The organism is Alteromonas sp. BZK5, assembly GCF_014349115.1.
In the GTDB taxonomy this organism is placed as follows: Bacteria; Pseudomonadota; Gammaproteobacteria; order Enterobacterales; family Alteromonadaceae; genus Alteromonas; species Alteromonas macleodii.
In genome coordinates this window covers 17,143-34,176 of record NZ_JACSOE010000025.1, presented here as the reverse complement: position 1 = coordinate 34,176, position 17,034 = coordinate 17,143, and the positions used below count along the sequence as shown (strand labels likewise).

The 17,034-nt window shown below is 45.9% G+C and carries 13 protein-coding genes; 7 read left to right on the top strand and 6 right to left on the bottom strand.

What is annotated here, in order from left to right; all coding sequences use genetic code 11:
* Positions 1-137 precede the first annotated feature (137 nt).
* Entirely contained in the window at positions 138-1,421 is a 1,284-nt protein-coding gene (locus BIZ39_RS09620; RefSeq protein ID WP_049588557.1) for a lytic murein transglycosylase, read from the top strand.
* 76 nt (positions 1,422-1,497) lie between these two features.
* Here BIZ39_RS09620 and BIZ39_RS09615 read toward each other — a convergent pair whose 3' ends face one another.
* Both BIZ39_RS09615 and hrpB read right to left on the bottom strand, forming a co-directional pair.
* The gene (locus tag BIZ39_RS09615) at positions 1,498-2,322 is read right to left on the bottom strand and encodes a DUF4198 domain-containing protein (RefSeq protein ID WP_049588558.1); all 825 of its coding nucleotides are present in this window, start codon (positions 2,320-2,322) and stop codon (positions 1,498-1,500) included.
* Positions 2,323-2,516: 194 nt separating this feature from the next.
* Positions 2,517-5,213: an ATP-dependent helicase HrpB gene (gene hrpB, locus BIZ39_RS09610; RefSeq protein WP_187446868.1), complete on the bottom strand. Its 2,697-nt coding sequence runs from the start codon at positions 5,211-5,213 to the stop codon at positions 2,517-2,519.
* A 156-nt stretch (positions 5,214-5,369) separates the two neighbouring features.
* Here hrpB and thpR point away from each other — a divergent pair, with 156 nt between their 5' ends.
* Positions 5,370-6,023: an RNA 2',3'-cyclic phosphodiesterase gene (gene thpR / locus BIZ39_RS09605; RefSeq protein WP_101563344.1), complete on the top strand. Its 654-nt coding sequence runs from the start codon at positions 5,370-5,372 to the stop codon at positions 6,021-6,023.
* A gap of 185 nt (positions 6,024-6,208) precedes the next feature.
* Positions 6,209-7,063 carry a formyltetrahydrofolate deformylase gene (gene purU, locus BIZ39_RS09600; RefSeq protein WP_014947992.1) on the top strand — a complete coding sequence of 285 codons (855 nt, stop codon included), beginning with the start codon at positions 6,209-6,211 and terminating at the stop codon, positions 7,061-7,063.
* 79 nt (positions 7,064-7,142) lie between these two features.
* Here the strand turns inward: purU and BIZ39_RS09595 are convergent, their stop codons facing one another.
* Both BIZ39_RS09595 and BIZ39_RS09590 read right to left on the bottom strand, forming a co-directional pair.
* Positions 7,143-7,583: a hypothetical protein gene (locus BIZ39_RS09595; RefSeq protein WP_187446867.1), complete on the bottom strand. Its 441-nt coding sequence runs from the start codon at positions 7,581-7,583 to the stop codon at positions 7,143-7,145.
* A 130-nt stretch (positions 7,584-7,713) separates the two neighbouring features.
* Positions 7,714-8,232: a YgjV family protein gene (locus BIZ39_RS09590; protein ID WP_014947990.1), complete on the bottom strand. Its 519-nt coding sequence runs from the start codon at positions 8,230-8,232 to the stop codon at positions 7,714-7,716.
* Here BIZ39_RS09590 and BIZ39_RS09585 point away from each other — a divergent pair.
* The 3 genes from BIZ39_RS09585 (at position 8,231) to BIZ39_RS09575 (ending at position 12,994) form a co-directional block, all read left to right on the top strand.
* A complete protein-coding gene (locus BIZ39_RS09585; RefSeq protein WP_014975451.1) occupies positions 8,231-8,416 on the top strand; it encodes a hypothetical protein in 186 nt (61 codons plus the stop codon). The genes BIZ39_RS09590 and BIZ39_RS09585 overlap by 2 nt on opposite strands.
* 69 nt (positions 8,417-8,485) lie before the next feature.
* Positions 8,486-10,675, top strand: a complete 2,190-nt coding sequence (locus BIZ39_RS09580) for a M3 family metallopeptidase (RefSeq protein ID WP_187446866.1) — start codon at positions 8,486-8,488, stop codon at positions 10,673-10,675.
* A 408-nt stretch (positions 10,676-11,083) separates the two neighbouring features.
* Positions 11,084-12,994 carry a methyl-accepting chemotaxis protein gene (locus tag BIZ39_RS09575; RefSeq protein ID WP_187446865.1) on the top strand — a complete coding sequence of 637 codons (1,911 nt, stop codon included), beginning with the start codon at positions 11,084-11,086 and terminating at the stop codon, positions 12,992-12,994.
* A 60-nt stretch (positions 12,995-13,054) separates the two neighbouring features.
* On the opposite strand, the gene BIZ39_RS09570 is transcribed toward BIZ39_RS09575, so the two are convergent.
* Together BIZ39_RS09570 and BIZ39_RS09565 are read right to left on the bottom strand one after the other, a co-directional pair.
* Positions 13,055-13,642 carry a hypothetical protein gene (locus BIZ39_RS09570; RefSeq protein ID WP_187446864.1) on the bottom strand — a complete coding sequence of 196 codons (588 nt, stop codon included), beginning with the start codon at positions 13,640-13,642 and terminating at the stop codon, positions 13,055-13,057.
* Positions 13,643-13,915: 273 nt separating this feature from the next.
* Positions 13,916-14,767, bottom strand: a complete 852-nt coding sequence (locus BIZ39_RS09565) for a hypothetical protein (RefSeq protein WP_187446863.1) — start codon at positions 14,765-14,767, stop codon at positions 13,916-13,918.
* Between the two features lie 210 nt (positions 14,768-14,977).
* Here BIZ39_RS09565 and BIZ39_RS09560 point away from each other — a divergent pair, with 210 nt between their 5' ends.
* Positions 14,978-16,795 (top strand): cation:proton antiporter, encoded by a 1,818-nt coding sequence (locus BIZ39_RS09560; protein WP_187446862.1) that lies wholly within the window; start codon positions 14,978-14,980, stop codon positions 16,793-16,795.
* Positions 16,796-17,034: the final 239 nt, after the last annotated feature.

The window sequence follows — 17,034 nt, the reverse complement described above, 5'->3', positions numbered from 1 at the left end:
CAAATATGCACACTCCGAATTTGTATACTTCTGAAACGTCCCATGGCGCTAATATGTTGAAGGACTAAAATGAATTTTACTCGCGTTTCACGGTCACAATGCGATAGCATGCTGGCAAGTAACACAGGAACCGTACTATGCGCTTAGCTTCATTTAAGTCTTCTTTTTTCTCTACTCGTTCGCCTAAAGGGGCCAAGTCTTACGCCTCATTTCTTCGACCGTCACTTCGCACGTCTATGGCGCTGCTTCTCGCGGGTGCGACAATGAATTCAGCGCTAGCCAATGAACAATTCGCTAGCTGCACCGCAGCGCTTGCTGATAAAGCCAAGCAGGAAGGGGTTAGCCAGCAGACTATCGATGATGTGTTTCCTCGTCTTGTTCACCAAGATCGTGTGATTGAGCTAGACCGAAGCCAACCAGAATTTGTACAAACCTTTCCGGGGTACTTCAGCAAGCGCGTTACCGACTGGCGTACCGAAAAAGGTAAAGAGATGTATGCAAAGCACGACAAGCTTTTGCATAAGCTAAGTGAAAAATACGGCGTGCCTCCTCATTATCTGCTTGCTTTTTGGGGGCTAGAAACAAACTTTGGCTCTTACAAAGGCAAAATGCCGGTACTCGATTCGCTTGCCACTTTAGCGTGTGATAAGCGACGAAGCACCTACTTCACCCAAGAGTTTCTTGTTGCTGTGGAATTAATGGAGCGAGAGAAGCTGCAAAAAGAAGACATGATTGGCTCGTGGGCCGGTGCCATGGGGCACACCCAATTTATGCCTTCGGCCTATACCCACTACGCTATTGATGGCGATGGCGACGGACAAATAAACTTGTGGGCAAGTGAAGAAGATGCGTTGTCTTCTGCGGCAAACTTTCTTGCCAACTTGGGTTGGGAGCGCAGCTTCCGCTGGGGTCGTGAAGTGCAACTGCCGGAGAACTTTGACTATCAAGAGTCAGGCTATAAAAATAGAAAATCTCTCAGTGAATGGCACGCCCAAGGCGTGAAAAAAGCTGATGGTTCTGAATTGGGCGAAGGCGATACTACCGCCTATGTTATTGTGCCAGCTGGTCACAACGGCCCTGCCTTTATCGCCTACAAAAACTTCCGCGTTATTATGCGCTGGAACAACTCAGAGTTTTATGCCATTGCCGTAGGTGTATTGGCCGACCGCATCGCTGGCGCGTCTGGCATTAAAGCCACGTTACCGGATCTACCTGCGTACAATCGCAAAGATATTATTGCCCTTCAAAGCAAGCTGAATGATTTGGGCTTTGATGTGGGTAAGCCTGACGGCATTATTGGCCCCGCTACCCGTGAAGGCATTCGCAATTACCAAATTAGTAACAACATGATTGCAGATGGTTTCCCAGGCCTTGAAGTGATGGCTGCACTTAAGATCGACCTTGAAACGACGACTTCTTAAATTTGATATATGCTGCGCCATTTCTGGCGCGCATTCACTGTTTGGTATTTTCAGTGGCCTACAAGGTGTAAACCACTCACTTTGTTGGTGACTGAAAGTACTCAAACGTTAAGCTTGAAAAATAGGTTTCGAAATCTGCAGCCGAGCTATTTGTAAGTGGGACTCCCCAAACTGTATTCAGAATTACAGGTCCTTCGACGTCAAATTTAAATGTCGCCTTGCCCTCACTATCCGTTTTAACCGCTTGCTCTTTAGCGCTGTGATCAACCAAGGAATACGCATCGATAAGCGCGTTACTCAAAGGCTTACCTTTAAATAATACCTGAACAGATAGCGTGTTTCCTGCAAGCTTGTAAGGATGTTCAAGAGGCACTATTTCCAATGTGTGGCCAATGGGTTTTAATACGTTGTTCGTTACCGCATCGCCAACTTGCACAATGGTTTTCGCCTTTCTAGAGTACAGCTCTTTGCCGGCGATGTCGTTTTGTCCCCTCACCTTGCGGTGCGCCAATACCTCAGTTAAGCCTTCTTCTTTTGCATACTGATTAAACTTCTTCGCTCTTAATGTGCTTGTGGCGTGATAGCTTTCAAACCCTATGACGTGAGTACCGGATGGGAGCTTGGTTGTTTTTGCCATGCCCGGCAGCATTGAGGTTTTAGGTACAACACTGGCAGCCATATCAGTCACACCGTCAAAAGAGTAGGTGCGCAACGCGACTATTCTATCCCATGCAAGGTTCCAATGAGAGGTATCTTCCTTATGACCCACTTTAAACTGCAATGCCAGCGAATTCGGTTCTTGAGAACGATATGCTGTGGGTTCTAGCCAAAAATCGTGAGCGTAAACGTTAATTGAAGTAGCAAATAAAAAAGCAGCAGTAGCAATACAAGATAATTTCATTGCGGAGTTTAACCTGTAAATAAGAGTGAGGTTTCATACTCCAACTTAGCGCAAGTTTCAGCGTACGACCACTGTCGTAAAAAACATACTGTGTACGAAACTGGCATAAAGGAAAATGGCGTATAGATACTTCTCTTGTTTAAAATAAATAAAAATCACCTGAAAACGATGGTTTGTGTAGCCGTATCAGCGCGCTACATATGCTTTTTTGTTTTGCTGGTCGGCGATGCATTTGCGGGGTCATCTGGCCAAAAGTGCTTTGGATAGCGCCCCTTCATTTCTTTTTGTATTTCCTTATAACTGCCATGCCAAAAGGCGGCTAAATCACTGGTGGTTTGCAATGGCCTACCTGCTGGCGACAGCAGCTCACATACAACGGTAATTCGCCCACCCGCTATCGTTAATGGCGTGCCTTGAGAATATAACTCTGGCATTTTGACCGACAGCACCACATCTCCATTATCGCGATAATCCAGGCTAGCCTCTCTGCCCGTTGGAATAGTCACGTGAGTTGGCAAGAGTGTGGCTAAGGCATCTTGCTGAGGCCAAGAAAGACCATTATTCAAGGCTGTTTTCCACGGTAACTGCTTAAGGTTTTTGATGTTTTTACAGTTTTTTAAGACGGGCGCTAAACTGTCTTTGGCCTGGTGCACGAGAGCGCTCAATGACAACGGCCACGGATCGGGTTCATCGAAGGCTTTGTCTTGTGGCAAATTGAGCTTCCCAGCCATTGCCACTCTTCGCCACCATTGCCAGTCTGCGTCAGAAAGCGGCCAGCTTGATAGAGGAAGTGCATCAAGATAGGCGAACCATGCGTTGCATAACGCATCATCCCAGAATGCTTTTTCACGACTTTTTTCCTGTCCAGAAACCGGTGTGCTATTTAACGTTATCTCATAAAAGCCCGTACTTACTCTGGCTTCCATTACCCCAGTATGGCTGTTCAGAATAACGCTGCGCTTTTCTTTGAACGCGTCAGGAAAGGCTAAACGCAGCCAGCTTTCAGGCACTGACTGTGCCAAGCGTATTGCCACCGTGCTTTTTATCAGCTGCCCGTCGAGCACTGCCAGCCATGGTCCATCGCCATTTTCGCTCTCATTAAAAATGGACGCACTACCAGCAGCAGTGAGCTCTGCACCTTTGCCACTTGCCAGTTTGTATTCGACTATACCGGTCTTAGGCTTACCATTTGTTGTATTCGAGCTCTCTGCCGATTTATCTGACGCACTGCGCCTATAGCCCACCTGCAAAGGAAATGCGATAGCGATACAAAGCCCAAGGGCTTGCTCGTCTAGTTCGTTAATATCAGGCTTAAAGCGTTGTGCTTTTCCATCATTATTTCGCACGTAGCGCGCATAACGGGTAGCTTGCTGTGTAAGCTGACTGCGCGTGATGCTATTAGCGTTTAGCAGCGCATCCATGACATTTGTTGCGCCACCTACACTGATATTACTTTCGCTAAGAGCCACAACAAAGGGAGCGGCGTGGCGAAGCGCGTCGTTGTCATCAGCACAAAGCCCATCAATCCCTTGTTTAACGGTGAGTAATAAATGGGCTAAGTGAGGTTGACAAGGTAACTGGGCCAACGCTCTTCCATAGGGAGTAATACTGGATTGTGAGATAGCATTAACCCGCTGAAGCTTTTGTTGTGCAACCTGCTGCTGCGCTTGTGTAGGCTTCGTCAACAATGCCAAGGTATCTGGGCTACTGCCCCAGGCTAAGGTATCAAGCAAAAAGCTACTTAAGTCTTCCTTTTCAATTTGCGCCGCATTGTATTTGGCCAAACGCTCGAAGCTGCTTTTGCTACACAAACGATAGCAGGTTCCGGCCATTACACGCCCCGCGCGCCCCGCTCTTTGAATGGCGGATGCTTGCGAAATGCGCTGCTGGGTAAGCGCAGTTATGTCACTGGACGGATGATACTGAGCACTGTTTTCCCATAGGCTATCAATAACCACCGTCACGCCTTCAATGGTAAGACTCGTTTCAGCAATATTGGTAGATAATATGACTTTTCGTCTGCCTTGCGGGTCTGGCGTAATAGCGGCTTGTTGCACAGATTTACTTAACGCTCCATAGAGCATGTGAACGGCCATGTCCGCACTCTCAGCTAACCCTTTTATTTCTTTGGCAACAGCATTGATGCTTCCTCGCCCAGGAAGGAAAACCAAAATATCACCGTCGTGTTCGCCTACGGCCTGCTTTATGATATTGCAGGTTTTGGGTACTAACTCATGCGCCTGCACATCTTGTGTGTAGCGGATGTCAACGGGAAACATGCGCCCTTGCGTATTCAAGTTTACCACTGGCGGCACGCTATGCGCATTGAGCAACATTTGAAGGGGTGCTACATCCAAGGTAGCCGACATTACAACTAATCGTAAGTCATCGCGAAGCCCAGACTGTACTTCAAGCGCTAGTGCCAAACCGAAGTCACTGTGAATACTGCGTTCATGAAATTCATCGAAGACGATAGCGGCTACTCCATCAAGCTCAGGGTCTTGCTGAATCATGCGAGTCAGCACCCCTTCGGTTATGATCTCAAGCCGAGTGGCAGACGATGTTTTCGACTCCCCTTTAATGCGATAGCCAACCGTTTCGCCCACATTTTCATTTAATTGCTTAGCTAAATAGTCCGCAAGGTTTCTCACCACCACGCGCCGTGGCTGCATAAGTAATATTTTTCCTTTAAGCGATGATTTCAGCAGTGACAAAGGAAGTACGGTGGACTTTCCCGCGCCCGGAGGAGCCCCTATGATGACGTTGCTAGCGGCTACAGCTTCTTCAAGCGGCGTAACGAGTTCATAAGCGGGTAAGTGAGAAAACGGCTGTAACATAAAGGGCATAAAGGTGTTATAAGTTGATGTGTATAGTGTACCTGATTTGAGCAATGCACCCGAACCTCACTGCTATTTTTTTAGATTTGGCAAATAGCTCAATACTTGCGTCTTGTTTTGGAAATCGCAGGTAGCGCCATGATAAACTTAGGTTTATATGGACATTAACGTGATGTACAAGCTAAAGGGCAAATTGGAAGGAGGAAAGCTATGCGAAGCTTTATTGGTTTAGATCTTAGCGCCACAGAAAAACTTGCTCTAGATAGCTGGCGCCAACAGGCATTGCCTGAAGTTATGCCCCGTCAATGGGTAAAAAGCGAGTATACCCGCTCTCGAAAGTCTACCAATGCGCGCTACGACAACACCAATAGCCAAGGGCCCGCGCAACCGTACGCAGTGCCGGCGGCGAACTTCCACATAACGCTTAGCTTTTTAGGTGAGATAAATCACCGGCAGCACGAAGCGTTGGTGTATGAACTCGATCAGCTTGTGAGCGAACCCTTTTCTCTAACCCTCGATGCGACGGGATTATGGAACGGCCCTAAGATACTCTTCGCTTCGCCGACAGATGCGCCAAAGGCGCTAGGTGAACTCGCCAAATTGTCGCGAAAAGCAGCCCGCAAGGCGGCAATAGAGGTAGAAAGTAGAGAATATAAGCCTCACGTTACGCTTGTTAGAAAGGCTACGTCGAGCTTGCCTCTTCCCCTTTACAGCCCCAATGTAGACGTTCACGTTTCGGCATTTCACCTTTTTGAGTCTGTCTCTACACCGCAAGGGGTAGTCTACCCTATCCGCCAGTCTTGGCCGTTAAAACACAATATGTCGGTAAGAGAAAAGCTGCGCCGAGGGATAACCGACGAGTAAAGGCAAACGCAATACCGTGCTGACTTGGGTAAATTGATGTCCATTTGACTCGCACCTTTTGAGCTTAAGACCTCATGTGATTATGAGTTATAGCAATTTAAGCTGGTTTAAAGTAGCGCGTCGCCTTTACAACACATGGCGGCACAGGTAAAAAGAAAGCCTGTTTTTTTATTCAAACTGCCCAAATGCAACAAACATTTAGATTAGTAATAGACTGCCCAGACCAAATTGGGCTCGTTGCCAGCGTGTCGCAATTTTTGGCCGACCATAACGCTACCATCGTTGAAGCAAGCCATCACACTGACTTACAAACCGGCCGCTTTTTCATGCGCCATGAAATTAGCACCGACTCGCTAAAGTTAGATCATCAAAGCTTTGTTAAAGAATTCACCCCGCTTGCTAACGAATATCAGATGAACTGGAAGCTGAGCGACTCCAGCAAAAAACAGCGCGTCGCTCTGCTTGCCAGCCTTGAGTCTCACTGTTTAGTTGACCTGCTTCACCGCTGGCACACAGGCGAACTACACTGTGATATTCCGGTTATTATTGGCAACCACCCGCAAATGAAACAGTTTGCAGACTGGTACAAAGTCCCTTTCCATTGGGTAGACTTTAAAGCGTTAGGGAAAGAAGCCGCTTTTGCGCAAATCACGACTTTACTTCAAGAATACAAAATTGATTTGACCGTGCTTGCCCGCTTTATGCAGATTTTACCTGATACGCTTTGCCAAGAATTGCAAGGTAAAGCCATTAACATTCACCACAGCTTCTTGCCGAGCTTTGCAGGTGCTAAGCCTTACCAGCAAGCCTATGATCGCGGCGTAAAGTTAATCGGCGCAACCTGTCACTACGTAACTAAAGATTTAGATGAAGGCCCTATTATTGAGCAAAGCGTTAAGCGTATTAGTCACAGCGACAGTGCAGCTGATATGGTGCGTAAGGGTAAAGATTGTGAAGTAACGGCATTAGCTCATGGCGTGCGCTACCACTTAGAAGACCGCGTGATTATTCACAGAAATAAGACAGTGGTGTTTGCGTAAGTTTTTACACTGATAAAATAAAAAAAGCCCGCGAGTAAACATTACTTTCGGGCTTCTCTTTACACTTTTTTCGCTTTATTTAGACATTCTTTTTTACGTTGTTAAATCCATCATCACCTAGCACCACTTGAAGTCTCGCTTTTATTACGGCTTCCTTATGAGGATAGTGAAAGTCGAACCCTTTACCGTTGCCGCTTTCCAAAATGACTCCAAGGTAATGGTGAGAAAAATTAAGCGCATAGATAGTATTGGCGTTCACCCTGAGGGGCTGGCGATCAAGTCCCTGTAAAAAATGAAACACCACAAAATCACCATCTTTTTCTATCAATTTTTCAACGGGATATCTATTACCGAAGCGCCTGCTTCTTAAATAAGAGAAAAAGCCTATACATAGCCCAACACTACCTAGGGTAGCCGCGAGTTTAACTTCACCTTCTGCAGTGATATTTAAAATAAAAAGAGCCAGTAGAAATGCTGGAACACCAAGAAATAGTGCCTTGTCGATGGGTTTGCGTTGCATCGTCTTCCCTGTGAAAGTTTGATTCCCTTTAAAGACGCAATAAATCACAAAGCGGCTATGGTTTCAATACATCCACATTCTTGTCATTAGGTTAGTGCAGTTATCGGTCTGACATGAACTATTTTATGCTTCAAACAGGGCTGGTACGCATGGCACGTCTTAGCTTCATGTAATACCACAGGTTCGAGGCTGCAAACAGGGCTTCAGTAATGGCTAATCCCCACGTTTGCGTAATTATTCCGTACGCAGTGAAGTTGATGGAGCCAATGATCATGCATACCCTTAAACCCGCTTCCTTGCAGTGAAGTTCACCAAACCGGTACGCCATAAAAGTTAACACCGGCATAGCTTCAACTAACGATGTTTTACCGGTTAGGTTATTCACCGTCAGCACAATAACCATCATAGAGATTAATGTAATGTAGGTTGCCACAGGAGACAGAAGTTTTTGTTTTATTAAACGATAACTGGTACTCAGCCCCGCCACCGTAATTACTACAGCTCCTCCCCACGCTTGCTCGAAAACCAAAAGTGAGCCAATAGCAATACATAACCCTAAATTCAGTAGCAGTAATTTACGTTCAGTGTTCGACCAAAAGGAAGCCAAAGCGAATGCAACGGGAAACGCGTGAAGAAGTAATTCAAACATGATGATCACAGTAAAAAAGTCAGTGGTTTACGAGCTGCGGAAGACAGCTATTCAGAACGCGCGCAGTGTAATTTCCAACCAGCATAAAGCCAATCAAAATTTGACCAATTTCGACGAATTGCATATCAGCGCGATTTCTCTTCAAACCGCTGTGCTGCAAGGAATTACGTTAAAGAGCATTTAACTTATTTTTACATTATCTTAAGATGGTTTTTGTCATAAAACGTATAGATAAAAACAGACAGGAAAACTCATGGGTAAATTTAAATCATCACTCACCGCTATGGCGGTTGTGGTTGCACTCGGTGCATGTTCAGAACAAAAAGCACCTGAGACCACCAGCACAGATGTACAAAATACAGCGACATCTCAACAAGCACAGTTTGATAACGTGCTGCTTCAAGAGTTTAAAGGCCCGTACGGTGGCGTGCCTGCTTTCGATAAAATGAATTTGGAAGATTTGAAGCCTGCGCTAGAAAAAGCCATGGAACTGAATCTTAAAGAGATCGAAGCCATCGCAAATAACGAAGCGCCACCAACCTTTGAAAACGTCATTGTTGAAATGGAGCGTGCAGGTGCAGAGCTTGGTCGCGTATTCACGTATTACGGCATTTGGAGCTCAAACAAGTCTAGCCCTGAATTCCGCGAAATTCAGGCCGAGATGTCACCAAAACTATCAGCTTTCTTCACTCAAATTACGCAAAATGAAAAACTCTTTGAAAGAGTGAAAACGGTGTACGAGTCTGATGAACTGAAATCGCTCACGCCAGAAGAACAGCGTATTACGTGGATGACTTACAACAGCTTCGCGCGCAACGGTGCAACGTTAGATGGCGAAGCGAAAAAGCGCTATGCTGAAATTAACCAAGAACTTGCTACTCTGCACACCAAGTTTTCTAACAACGTGCTAGCAGACGAAGAAAACTACGTTACTTATATTACTGAAGACCAGCTTGACGGCCTACCCGCTTCGTTTGTAAAGGCAGCTAAAGCGGCAGCAGAGTCTCGCGGCGAAGAAGGTAAGTATGCGATTATCAATACGCGTTCGTCTATGGACCCGTTCTTGACCTACTCAACCAATCGTGAGCTTCGCGAAAAAGTATGGCGTACTTACTACAACCGCGGTGACAATGCCGACGAGTTTGATAACAATGACATTATCAAGCGCATCCTAACCCTTCGAGATGAGCGCGTTGAGCTGTTAGGTTACGAAAATTACGCACAGTGGCGTTTAGAAGATCGTATGGCGAAGAATCCAGAAAACGCCATGGATCTGATGATGAAAGTATGGCCTGCCGCTATTGCTCGCGTTGAAGAAGAAGTGGCCGACATGCAGGCCATTGCCGATGAAGAAGGTGCAGACATTACTATTGCGCCATGGGACTACCGCTTCTATGCAGAAAAAGTGCGCCAAGCGAAGTACGACCTAGATTCAAACGAAGTAAAGCAGTACTTACAGCTTGATAAGCTGCGCGAAGCGATGTTTTACGTTGCAGGTCGCTTGTTCAACTTCAACTTCACACCTGTTGAAGAAGGCAAAGTACCCGTTTTCCACGAAGACGTGAAAGTATGGGAAGTAACTGACAAAGACAGCGGTGAGCATATCGGTCTTTGGTACCTTGACCCATTCTCACGCCAAGGTAAACGCTCTGGTGCTTGGGCAACGACGTATCGCTCTTACACCACGTTCGATGGTAAGAAGACCGTATTGTCTTCAAACAACTCGAACTTCGTGAAAGGTGCTGATGGCGAAGCTACACTTATTTCGTGGGATGATGCTGAAACCTACTTCCATGAATTTGGTCATGCCCTTCACTTCTTAGCGTCTGACGTAGAATACCCGTCTTCGCATTCTGGCGTACGCGATTACACTGAGTTCCAGTCTCAGTTATTAGAGCGCTGGTTGACCACCGATGAGGTAATCAACAACTATCTGGTTCACCATGAAACAGGCGAGCCAATTCCAGCAGAACTAGTTGAAAAGATTAAGAAGGCCTCAACCTTTAATGAAGGCTTCAAAACCACTGAGTACATGGCTTCTGCCATTATGGACCTGAAGTATCATACTACCGATCCTAGCAAGATTGACCCTGATACTTTTGAGCGTGAAGAGCTTAAGAAGCTTGGTATGCCAGAAGAAATCGTTATGCGTCACCGTTCACCTCACTTCGGTCACGTGTTCTCGGGTGAAGGTTATGCTGCGGCCTATTACGGCTACATGTGGGCAGAAGTTCTTACAGCTGACGCAGCAGAAGCCTTTATGGAAGCACCGGGTGGTTTCTACGATAAAGAAGTAGGCGATCGCTTAGTGAGATATCTATTCGCCGTACGTAACGCAATGGATCCAGCTGAAGCATATCGCAAGTTTCGTGGTCGTGACGCCAAGGTAGACGCATTGATGCGTGACCGTGGTTTCCCTATTCCTAAGGAAAGCAAAGAGTAAGTTAACGCACTTACCCTTCCTAGGTCCTGTTGTTATTCGCTGTACATCAAAGAGCAACAGGCCCTAGCTGTGGCTAATTAAATATTTAGCTTCAGTACGCCATTGGTCCTCTTGTTTTCTTCGTAAAGCAGAGGGCTTTTTTATAACTGACGTTTTTGTAAAGCCTCATCTTTCTATTGACCTATTGGTCAATTATGCTTCACAATCTCTTTGCCCTAGCAAAAAGTATAAACCTTGCAGGGAAAAGGTCGATAACTTGTCTGCGCTTTAAAAATAACAATAGCACTAGCGTAAGAATCAGAGAGTAGTACTGACCCGCCTAGGACTCATTATCAGACGTTGCTGTGCCTGCAATGCCACGTCACCCTTGATCATAAATTTCAGCATTAACTTACGTGGTCGAAAGTCATGACTTTCAGTATAAAACAAAAACTCATTATTTCTCTTATTGTGGCGGTGCTCGCTGCTGCTATTCTTGTAGGTTCTATTAGCCAATGGATTGCCCGTGACCTCGTTAAAGAGAACATGGAAGAACTTCAGCTTCCTTCATTACTTAAACAGGTTGGTAACCGAGTGGACAGGGAAGCAAGTGTAATGCTTACCGTTGCTCACGGCATTGCTTCTAACCCCGACATTCTTGCTTGGTCGTCGGCAGGCGCAGATAGCGCTGGCGAACGCCGTCTCCTTAGCTATTTAAGTAATATCGTTGAATTTAACGATTTAACGGTAGCCTCATTTGTAGACAGAACCACCTACAAATATTGGAACCAAGATGGTTTCTTGCGGGTGCTACAAAACGATGAATTTGATGGGTGGTTTTTCGCTTACAAAAATAGCGGCGAACCAATTTCACTAAGCCTATACAACGAACCGGGTCAAGGTTACCGACTTTTTGCGAATTACCAGCAAGTAAACGGCAGAGGTATGTCGGGTGTCGCTAAATCGGTCGATGAGCTGCTAGATATCATCAATGCGGTGAAAATTGCGCAAACCGGCTTTGTCTTTCTTGTTGACGGAAACGGCACCATTATCGCGCATCCCAATACCGAGTTATTAGGAAAGGCTAAGTTAGCGTCCATAAGCGATTCAAGCACATCAGGGCGACTACTCAATCGTCAGGGCTTTGCTATGGCCACCAGCGACGCGGCAGGCGACACGCAACTGTTTGCCAGTACCTATGTGGAAAAAGCCGGTTGGTACGTGGTTGCAAAAGTACCCGAGCATGAGCTTTACGCATCGCTAAATGCAGGCAGCCGCCAGATTATTATTTGGGCTTTGGTGATAGCAGGCGCTTTCGCACTTATTGGTATTTGGCTAGCAGGCACGCTTACCAAGCCACTTGAATCACTGGCCGATGTTTTCCAGCAGCTTGGCAGAGGACAAGGTGACTTACGCTCTCGTATTCCTATGCCAGAACAAAAGGAAATTGCCCGATTAGTGGAAGGGTTCAATAACTTTATTGATCACCTTCACGGCACCATTTCGCAAGTGGCGAAAACAAGTCACGCACTAAAGGCATCAGCACAAGATGTTGCGAAGCAGTCTCATCAAACAGAAAACTCTACCAAGAGCCAGCGAGATCAAACCTTACAGGCGGCAGCCGCGCTAACAGAGATGGGCAGTACGGTAAATGAAGTAGCCCAGTCAGCTACCCATGCTGCGCAAAATGCGAATATGGCAACAACTAATTCCGCTCACGGTCGAGAAATTACCCAACGTGCGGTGCACGCGATAAACGGTCTTTCGGGTCAAATTCAAGATGTGTCTCGGGTTATTCAATCGCTAGATGAACACACCGCAGCCATTGGCGGTATCCTCGATACAATTCGAGGTATTTCAGAGCAAACCAATTTACTTGCGCTAAATGCTGCTATAGAAGCAGCTCGGGCTGGCGATCACGGCCGAGGCTTCTCAGTCGTTGCTGATGAGGTGCGAACACTTGCACAACGTGCCGCTCAAGCGACTGATGAAATACAGGTGAAGATCGATAAGTTCCAGCAAGACTCTAAATCTGCCGTTTCGCAAATGGAGTCAAGTCGCGCACGCACAACCGATGTGGTAATCGCAACCAATGAAATAGACAAACTGCTTCAAGATATCGCCGAAGAGATTGCTCACATTAATGATGTGAACACGCAAGTAGCGACGGCTACGGAAGAGCAAGCTACGGTGGTTGAAGATATCAGTCGAAACATTAATGACATTAGTGCATCAAGTGAAGAAACCCTGAATGCGACTAAGATATTGGTTAGCGTGAGTGACAAACTCGATGAACTGGCGCAAGAACTCTCGTCTGAAGTGAGCAGATTTAAGCTTTAAGTTTACTTATGTCTTATGAATGGCAAAGCGGTGAGATAACACAACCTTATGCGCCACCATTTAGAAAGTGATGGCGTATTCTACTTTTACTTGATTGTCACGGCTGGAGCGCCATGGCAATTGCATTGATGCTCCTTCACTTTCCCACGACTCTCTCATAGCTCCAACAGTAAGAAGGTGCTTGTCTTCCTTGAATGGAATTTCTACGTAAAGGCCGGCTGATGTACTGGTAGGCAGACGAATTGTATCGGCAACCGGAATGCTCATCTCATGACGGGGGCGTACTTTATGGCTTAACCCCAACCGATAATCACCTCTATCCCACCAGCTAACCACTTCAAATTCGTGGCTTCTGACACGCTGAGACATAACACCGTAGTCAAGCAACCCTTTGTTGTAATGGACAATGGCTTCAATGTTAAACATTGGTGCCAGTTTTTGGCTAAATGCAAGTTGATACTGCTTTTGTTTGCAGCCTTTGAACTTAATTTTATTTTTAGTGAGAGTTAGGGAAAACGTATCGTCACTGTCTGAATATTTGTTGAGCCATTCTTGTGCCTTTTCGACCACAGAGGCATTAGCTGCACCCGCCAATAAAAAACATGGACAAAAGCACATTGCTAAAAAGGACTGGTTCAATCGTCTCATTTTTCGCTGCCTCTCAAATTGTGGTTGGCTACAACTTATTCGATCACAATTTCAGTATAGACAGGAAAGTAGGCAGTTGGGTATTAGCCATTTTACTAACATCGACTAAAAGATAACTTTAAAAGAACAGCTGCTGACAATGAAAGAGCGCTTATTCACAACCGTGAATAAGCTTGGGGGGATTGGCTGCCAGACTTCAATCAGCTCGCTTTTTTATGGCGTTGCTCGTTACGGCGTTACCTGTTTTGGCGCTACTTGTTATGGCGCTATTTGTTATGGCATTACTCTGGCGCTAGACAACGATGCTTTGCGCCCTTCCGTAGCTTCTTCGCTGAACCAATATATGCCGCTATTATCCACGCATATGCCTTCAACTTGTTTATATTGCTCAAGCGGCCATACATCAAGAAGGGCAAAGTCGCTTGATACTTGAGCCATGAAAGTAGCAAAGTTTCCAAATGGATCTGATTTGTAGCCGGTGATAACAAACCTATTTTGGTGCTGATCGAAGTCTACCCCAGTTACCACGCCCGGCAGTCCATCAATGGACGCAAACGTACTAATGGTTTGCTCAGCTTCATCTTCGTTCACTTTATAGATATGGGTTATACCAGTTTTCCAACTTTTAGAAAAAAGAAGCAGGTCATCGCCATGCTTAACCATCGCCTCTGAGTCAAAATCATGTGCATAAGGAATGTTATTCGAAGCGTCATTACCCTCGTATTTCAATGTAATAGAGGTGATGTCATTCACATTTGAGCGGTTTACTTTATGTATTTCGACCTGCTCTCTTTTGCCTTTATTGTTTCCCACATCCGCAATGTAAAACGATGAAGCGTCAGCGGTTATTGCTTCCCAGTCTTTATTGGTGAGCGGTAAGCGCGTTCGTTCAATAATTTCACCCTGGTAATTTATACGATAAATGATGGGAGCATTACCTGAGTCATTTAATGAGTACATGCCGTCCGTTTCGCAAAATAGACCCGATGTTTCTGAAAGTTCTTCCGGCAACTCAACGATATTTTTTATTTGTAACAGTGCAGAAGGGATGGGATATTGAACTGCGCATGCCGATGCTAGTACAAGCGATGCTGATAAAGCCGCGAATTTAAAGTGAGTGTTCAATGAAAGGCTCCGAAAAGAACGATAAGTGACGAATAATATCAAACCTACCCACTCTCTAAAATGCATTTTAGTGCGCTAAATAAGGTCTATTGGTCTAAACTTTTAGCCCAAGCGTATATCGCTATAAACATAGGTTGGCCTAAAGTCTCTGTATGACAAATGTTTAGGCTGATATACCATGGAATAATATCAACACGTTAAGGACTCACTTTGTCAGACCCGCTTCTTTCACTCGTTGCAGTTGGATTGCTGTCAATTACCTGCCAATACTTAGCCTATAAGGTTAGGCTCCCTGCTATTTTACCGTTGTTAATTGTCGGTATTGTGGTTGGCCCTGTTTTTGGCGTGCTCAACGCGGACGACTTATTCGGTGATTTGCTGTTTCCTGTCGTTTCTCTCTCTGTTGCCATTATTCTTTTTGAAGGGTCACTGACGCTGAAGTTCAGCGACATCGCGGGTCATGGGAACATGGTTCGAAACCTTTGCTCTGTGGGCGTGGTTGTAACCTGGCTTGTCGCAGCCACTGCAGCGCACTACAGTCTTGATCTTACTTGGCAGCTATCCTTCCTATTCGGAGCCATTGTTACCGTAACAGGCCCCACGGTTATAGTGCCCATGCTCAGAACCGTGCGACCGAAAACGAATTTGGCCAATATCTTACGCTGGGAAGGGATTGTCATAGACCCTATCGGCGCTCTGCTCGCCGTACTGGTTTTCGAGTTTATCGTTGCATCGCAAGAAACCGCCATTACCCATACGCTGATAGCGTTTGGCAAAACCATTGGAATTGGCTCCGTACTTGGTCTCGCTTCTGGCTATCTGCTTGGCCTGTCTATTCGCAAAGACTGGATACCGCACTATTTGCTTAACACCGCAGTGTTAACCGTTATTCTGGGTGTGTTTGCAGCGTCTAATTACGTGGCGCACGAGTCAGGCCTTCTGGCCGTTACCATCTCTGGTATGGTACTGGCTAATATGAAGGACGTTGATGTAGAAGACATTCTTGAGTTTAAGGAAACCCTGAGTGTTTTACTTATTTCAGGGTTATTCATCTTGCTTGCCACTCGCCTAAACTTACAATCGGTAGTGGATGTTGGTTGGGGCTCAATTGTGGTTCTTGCTGCCATTATGTTTGTGGCACGGCCATTGTCTGTACTGGCGTCCTCCGTTGGTACCGGACTCAAGCTAAATGAGTTAGCTTTGTTAAGTTGGATCGCACCTCGCGGTATTGTTGCAGCGGCGGTTTCTGCCCTTTTCTCTTTAAAGCTTGAAGAAATAGGCTATGAAGGTGCAGGGATTATCGTTCCTATCGTCTTTATGGTGATTATCGCGACGGTTGTGGTGCAGAGCCTTACGTCACGTACCGTTGCGTCGCTACTTAAGGTGAGAGCGCCAGCGCCAACTGGCTATCTGATTTTCGGTGGCAGTAAATTCAACCGCGCCTTAGCGACGGAAATGATAAACCAAAGGCTAGACGTTACCATTGCAGATACTAACTGGGACGCAATAAGAGAAGCGCGTATGAAGGATATCCCAGTATATTTTGGCAACCCAATGTCTGACCATGCAGCGCGACATCTTGATCTGAATACATTCGGTACCGTGCTGATTATGTCGCCTTATAAACAGCTTAACCCACTTATTGCTTATCACTTTGAATACACGATGGGCAAAGACAAAGTATGGGCGCTGACAAATAACGAACAATCTACGCGACCAAGTCACCAAGTTAGCGAACAATACGCGAAAAAACTTACTCTGTTCGATGAAGGCGTTACTTATGGGTATTTAGCATCGGCCATTGCCCGTGACTCAATGGTGAAAACCACCCGTTTATCTGAAGAGTTTACTTACGAGCAGTACATAAAACAGTATGGTGAGCGCGCTACACCTCTCATTGCGATCAACGCTGAAGGTAAGAGCTATACTTTTATCAACGGTAACAGTATTCAGCCTAAAGCAGGATGGCGTGTGATTAGCTTGATTGAACCAGAACGAAAAGAAGAAAAAGTAGAAGTGCAAAAGTAAGAAAACCTCCTGCCCACCGGCAGGAGGTCTCTCCCTGGAAAACGCGCAACGCAGTGCCCTTTTTAAAAGGTGCATATTTATTTGGATTTTACTGTTGTTACGCTGTCGCACACTTTATAGCAAGCAGCGAACCAACTTTGACAATCCCTGTATAATCAAATAGATAGCTAAAAACCAAGTCCCTATTCATTATCTTTTAGCTGTCACAGCGCCTAATTTGGTGCATCAGACGCACAAAG

Excerpts from the sequence above, each read along its gene's own strand:
- purU (WP_014947992.1), top strand. The coding sequence starts at position 6,209 with ATGCAACAAACATTTAGATTAGTAATAGACTGCCCAGACCAAATTGGG.
- BIZ39_RS09585 (WP_014975451.1), top strand. The coding sequence starts at position 8,231 with ATGATGATCACAGTAAAAAAGTCAGTGGTTTACGAGCTGCGGAAGACA.
- BIZ39_RS09570 (WP_187446864.1), bottom strand. The coding sequence starts at position 13,642 with ATGAGACGATTGAACCAGTCCTTTTTAGCAATGTGCTTTTGTCCATGT.
- BIZ39_RS09595 (WP_187446867.1), bottom strand. The coding sequence starts at position 7,583 with ATGCAACGCAAACCCATCGACAAGGCACTATTTCTTGGTGTTCCAGCA.
- BIZ39_RS09590 (WP_014947990.1), bottom strand. The coding sequence starts at position 8,232 with ATGTTTGAATTACTTCTTCACGCGTTTCCCGTTGCATTCGCTTTGGCT.
- BIZ39_RS09580 (WP_187446866.1), top strand. The coding sequence starts at position 8,486 with ATGGGTAAATTTAAATCATCACTCACCGCTATGGCGGTTGTGGTTGCA.
- BIZ39_RS09575 (WP_187446865.1), top strand. The coding sequence starts at position 11,084 with ATGACTTTCAGTATAAAACAAAAACTCATTATTTCTCTTATTGTGGCG.
- thpR (WP_101563344.1), top strand. The coding sequence starts at position 5,370 with ATGCGAAGCTTTATTGGTTTAGATCTTAGCGCCACAGAAAAACTTGCT.
- BIZ39_RS09620 (WP_049588557.1), top strand. The coding sequence starts at position 138 with ATGCGCTTAGCTTCATTTAAGTCTTCTTTTTTCTCTACTCGTTCGCCT.
- BIZ39_RS09615 (WP_049588558.1), bottom strand. The coding sequence starts at position 2,322 with ATGAAATTATCTTGTATTGCTACTGCTGCTTTTTTATTTGCTACTTCA.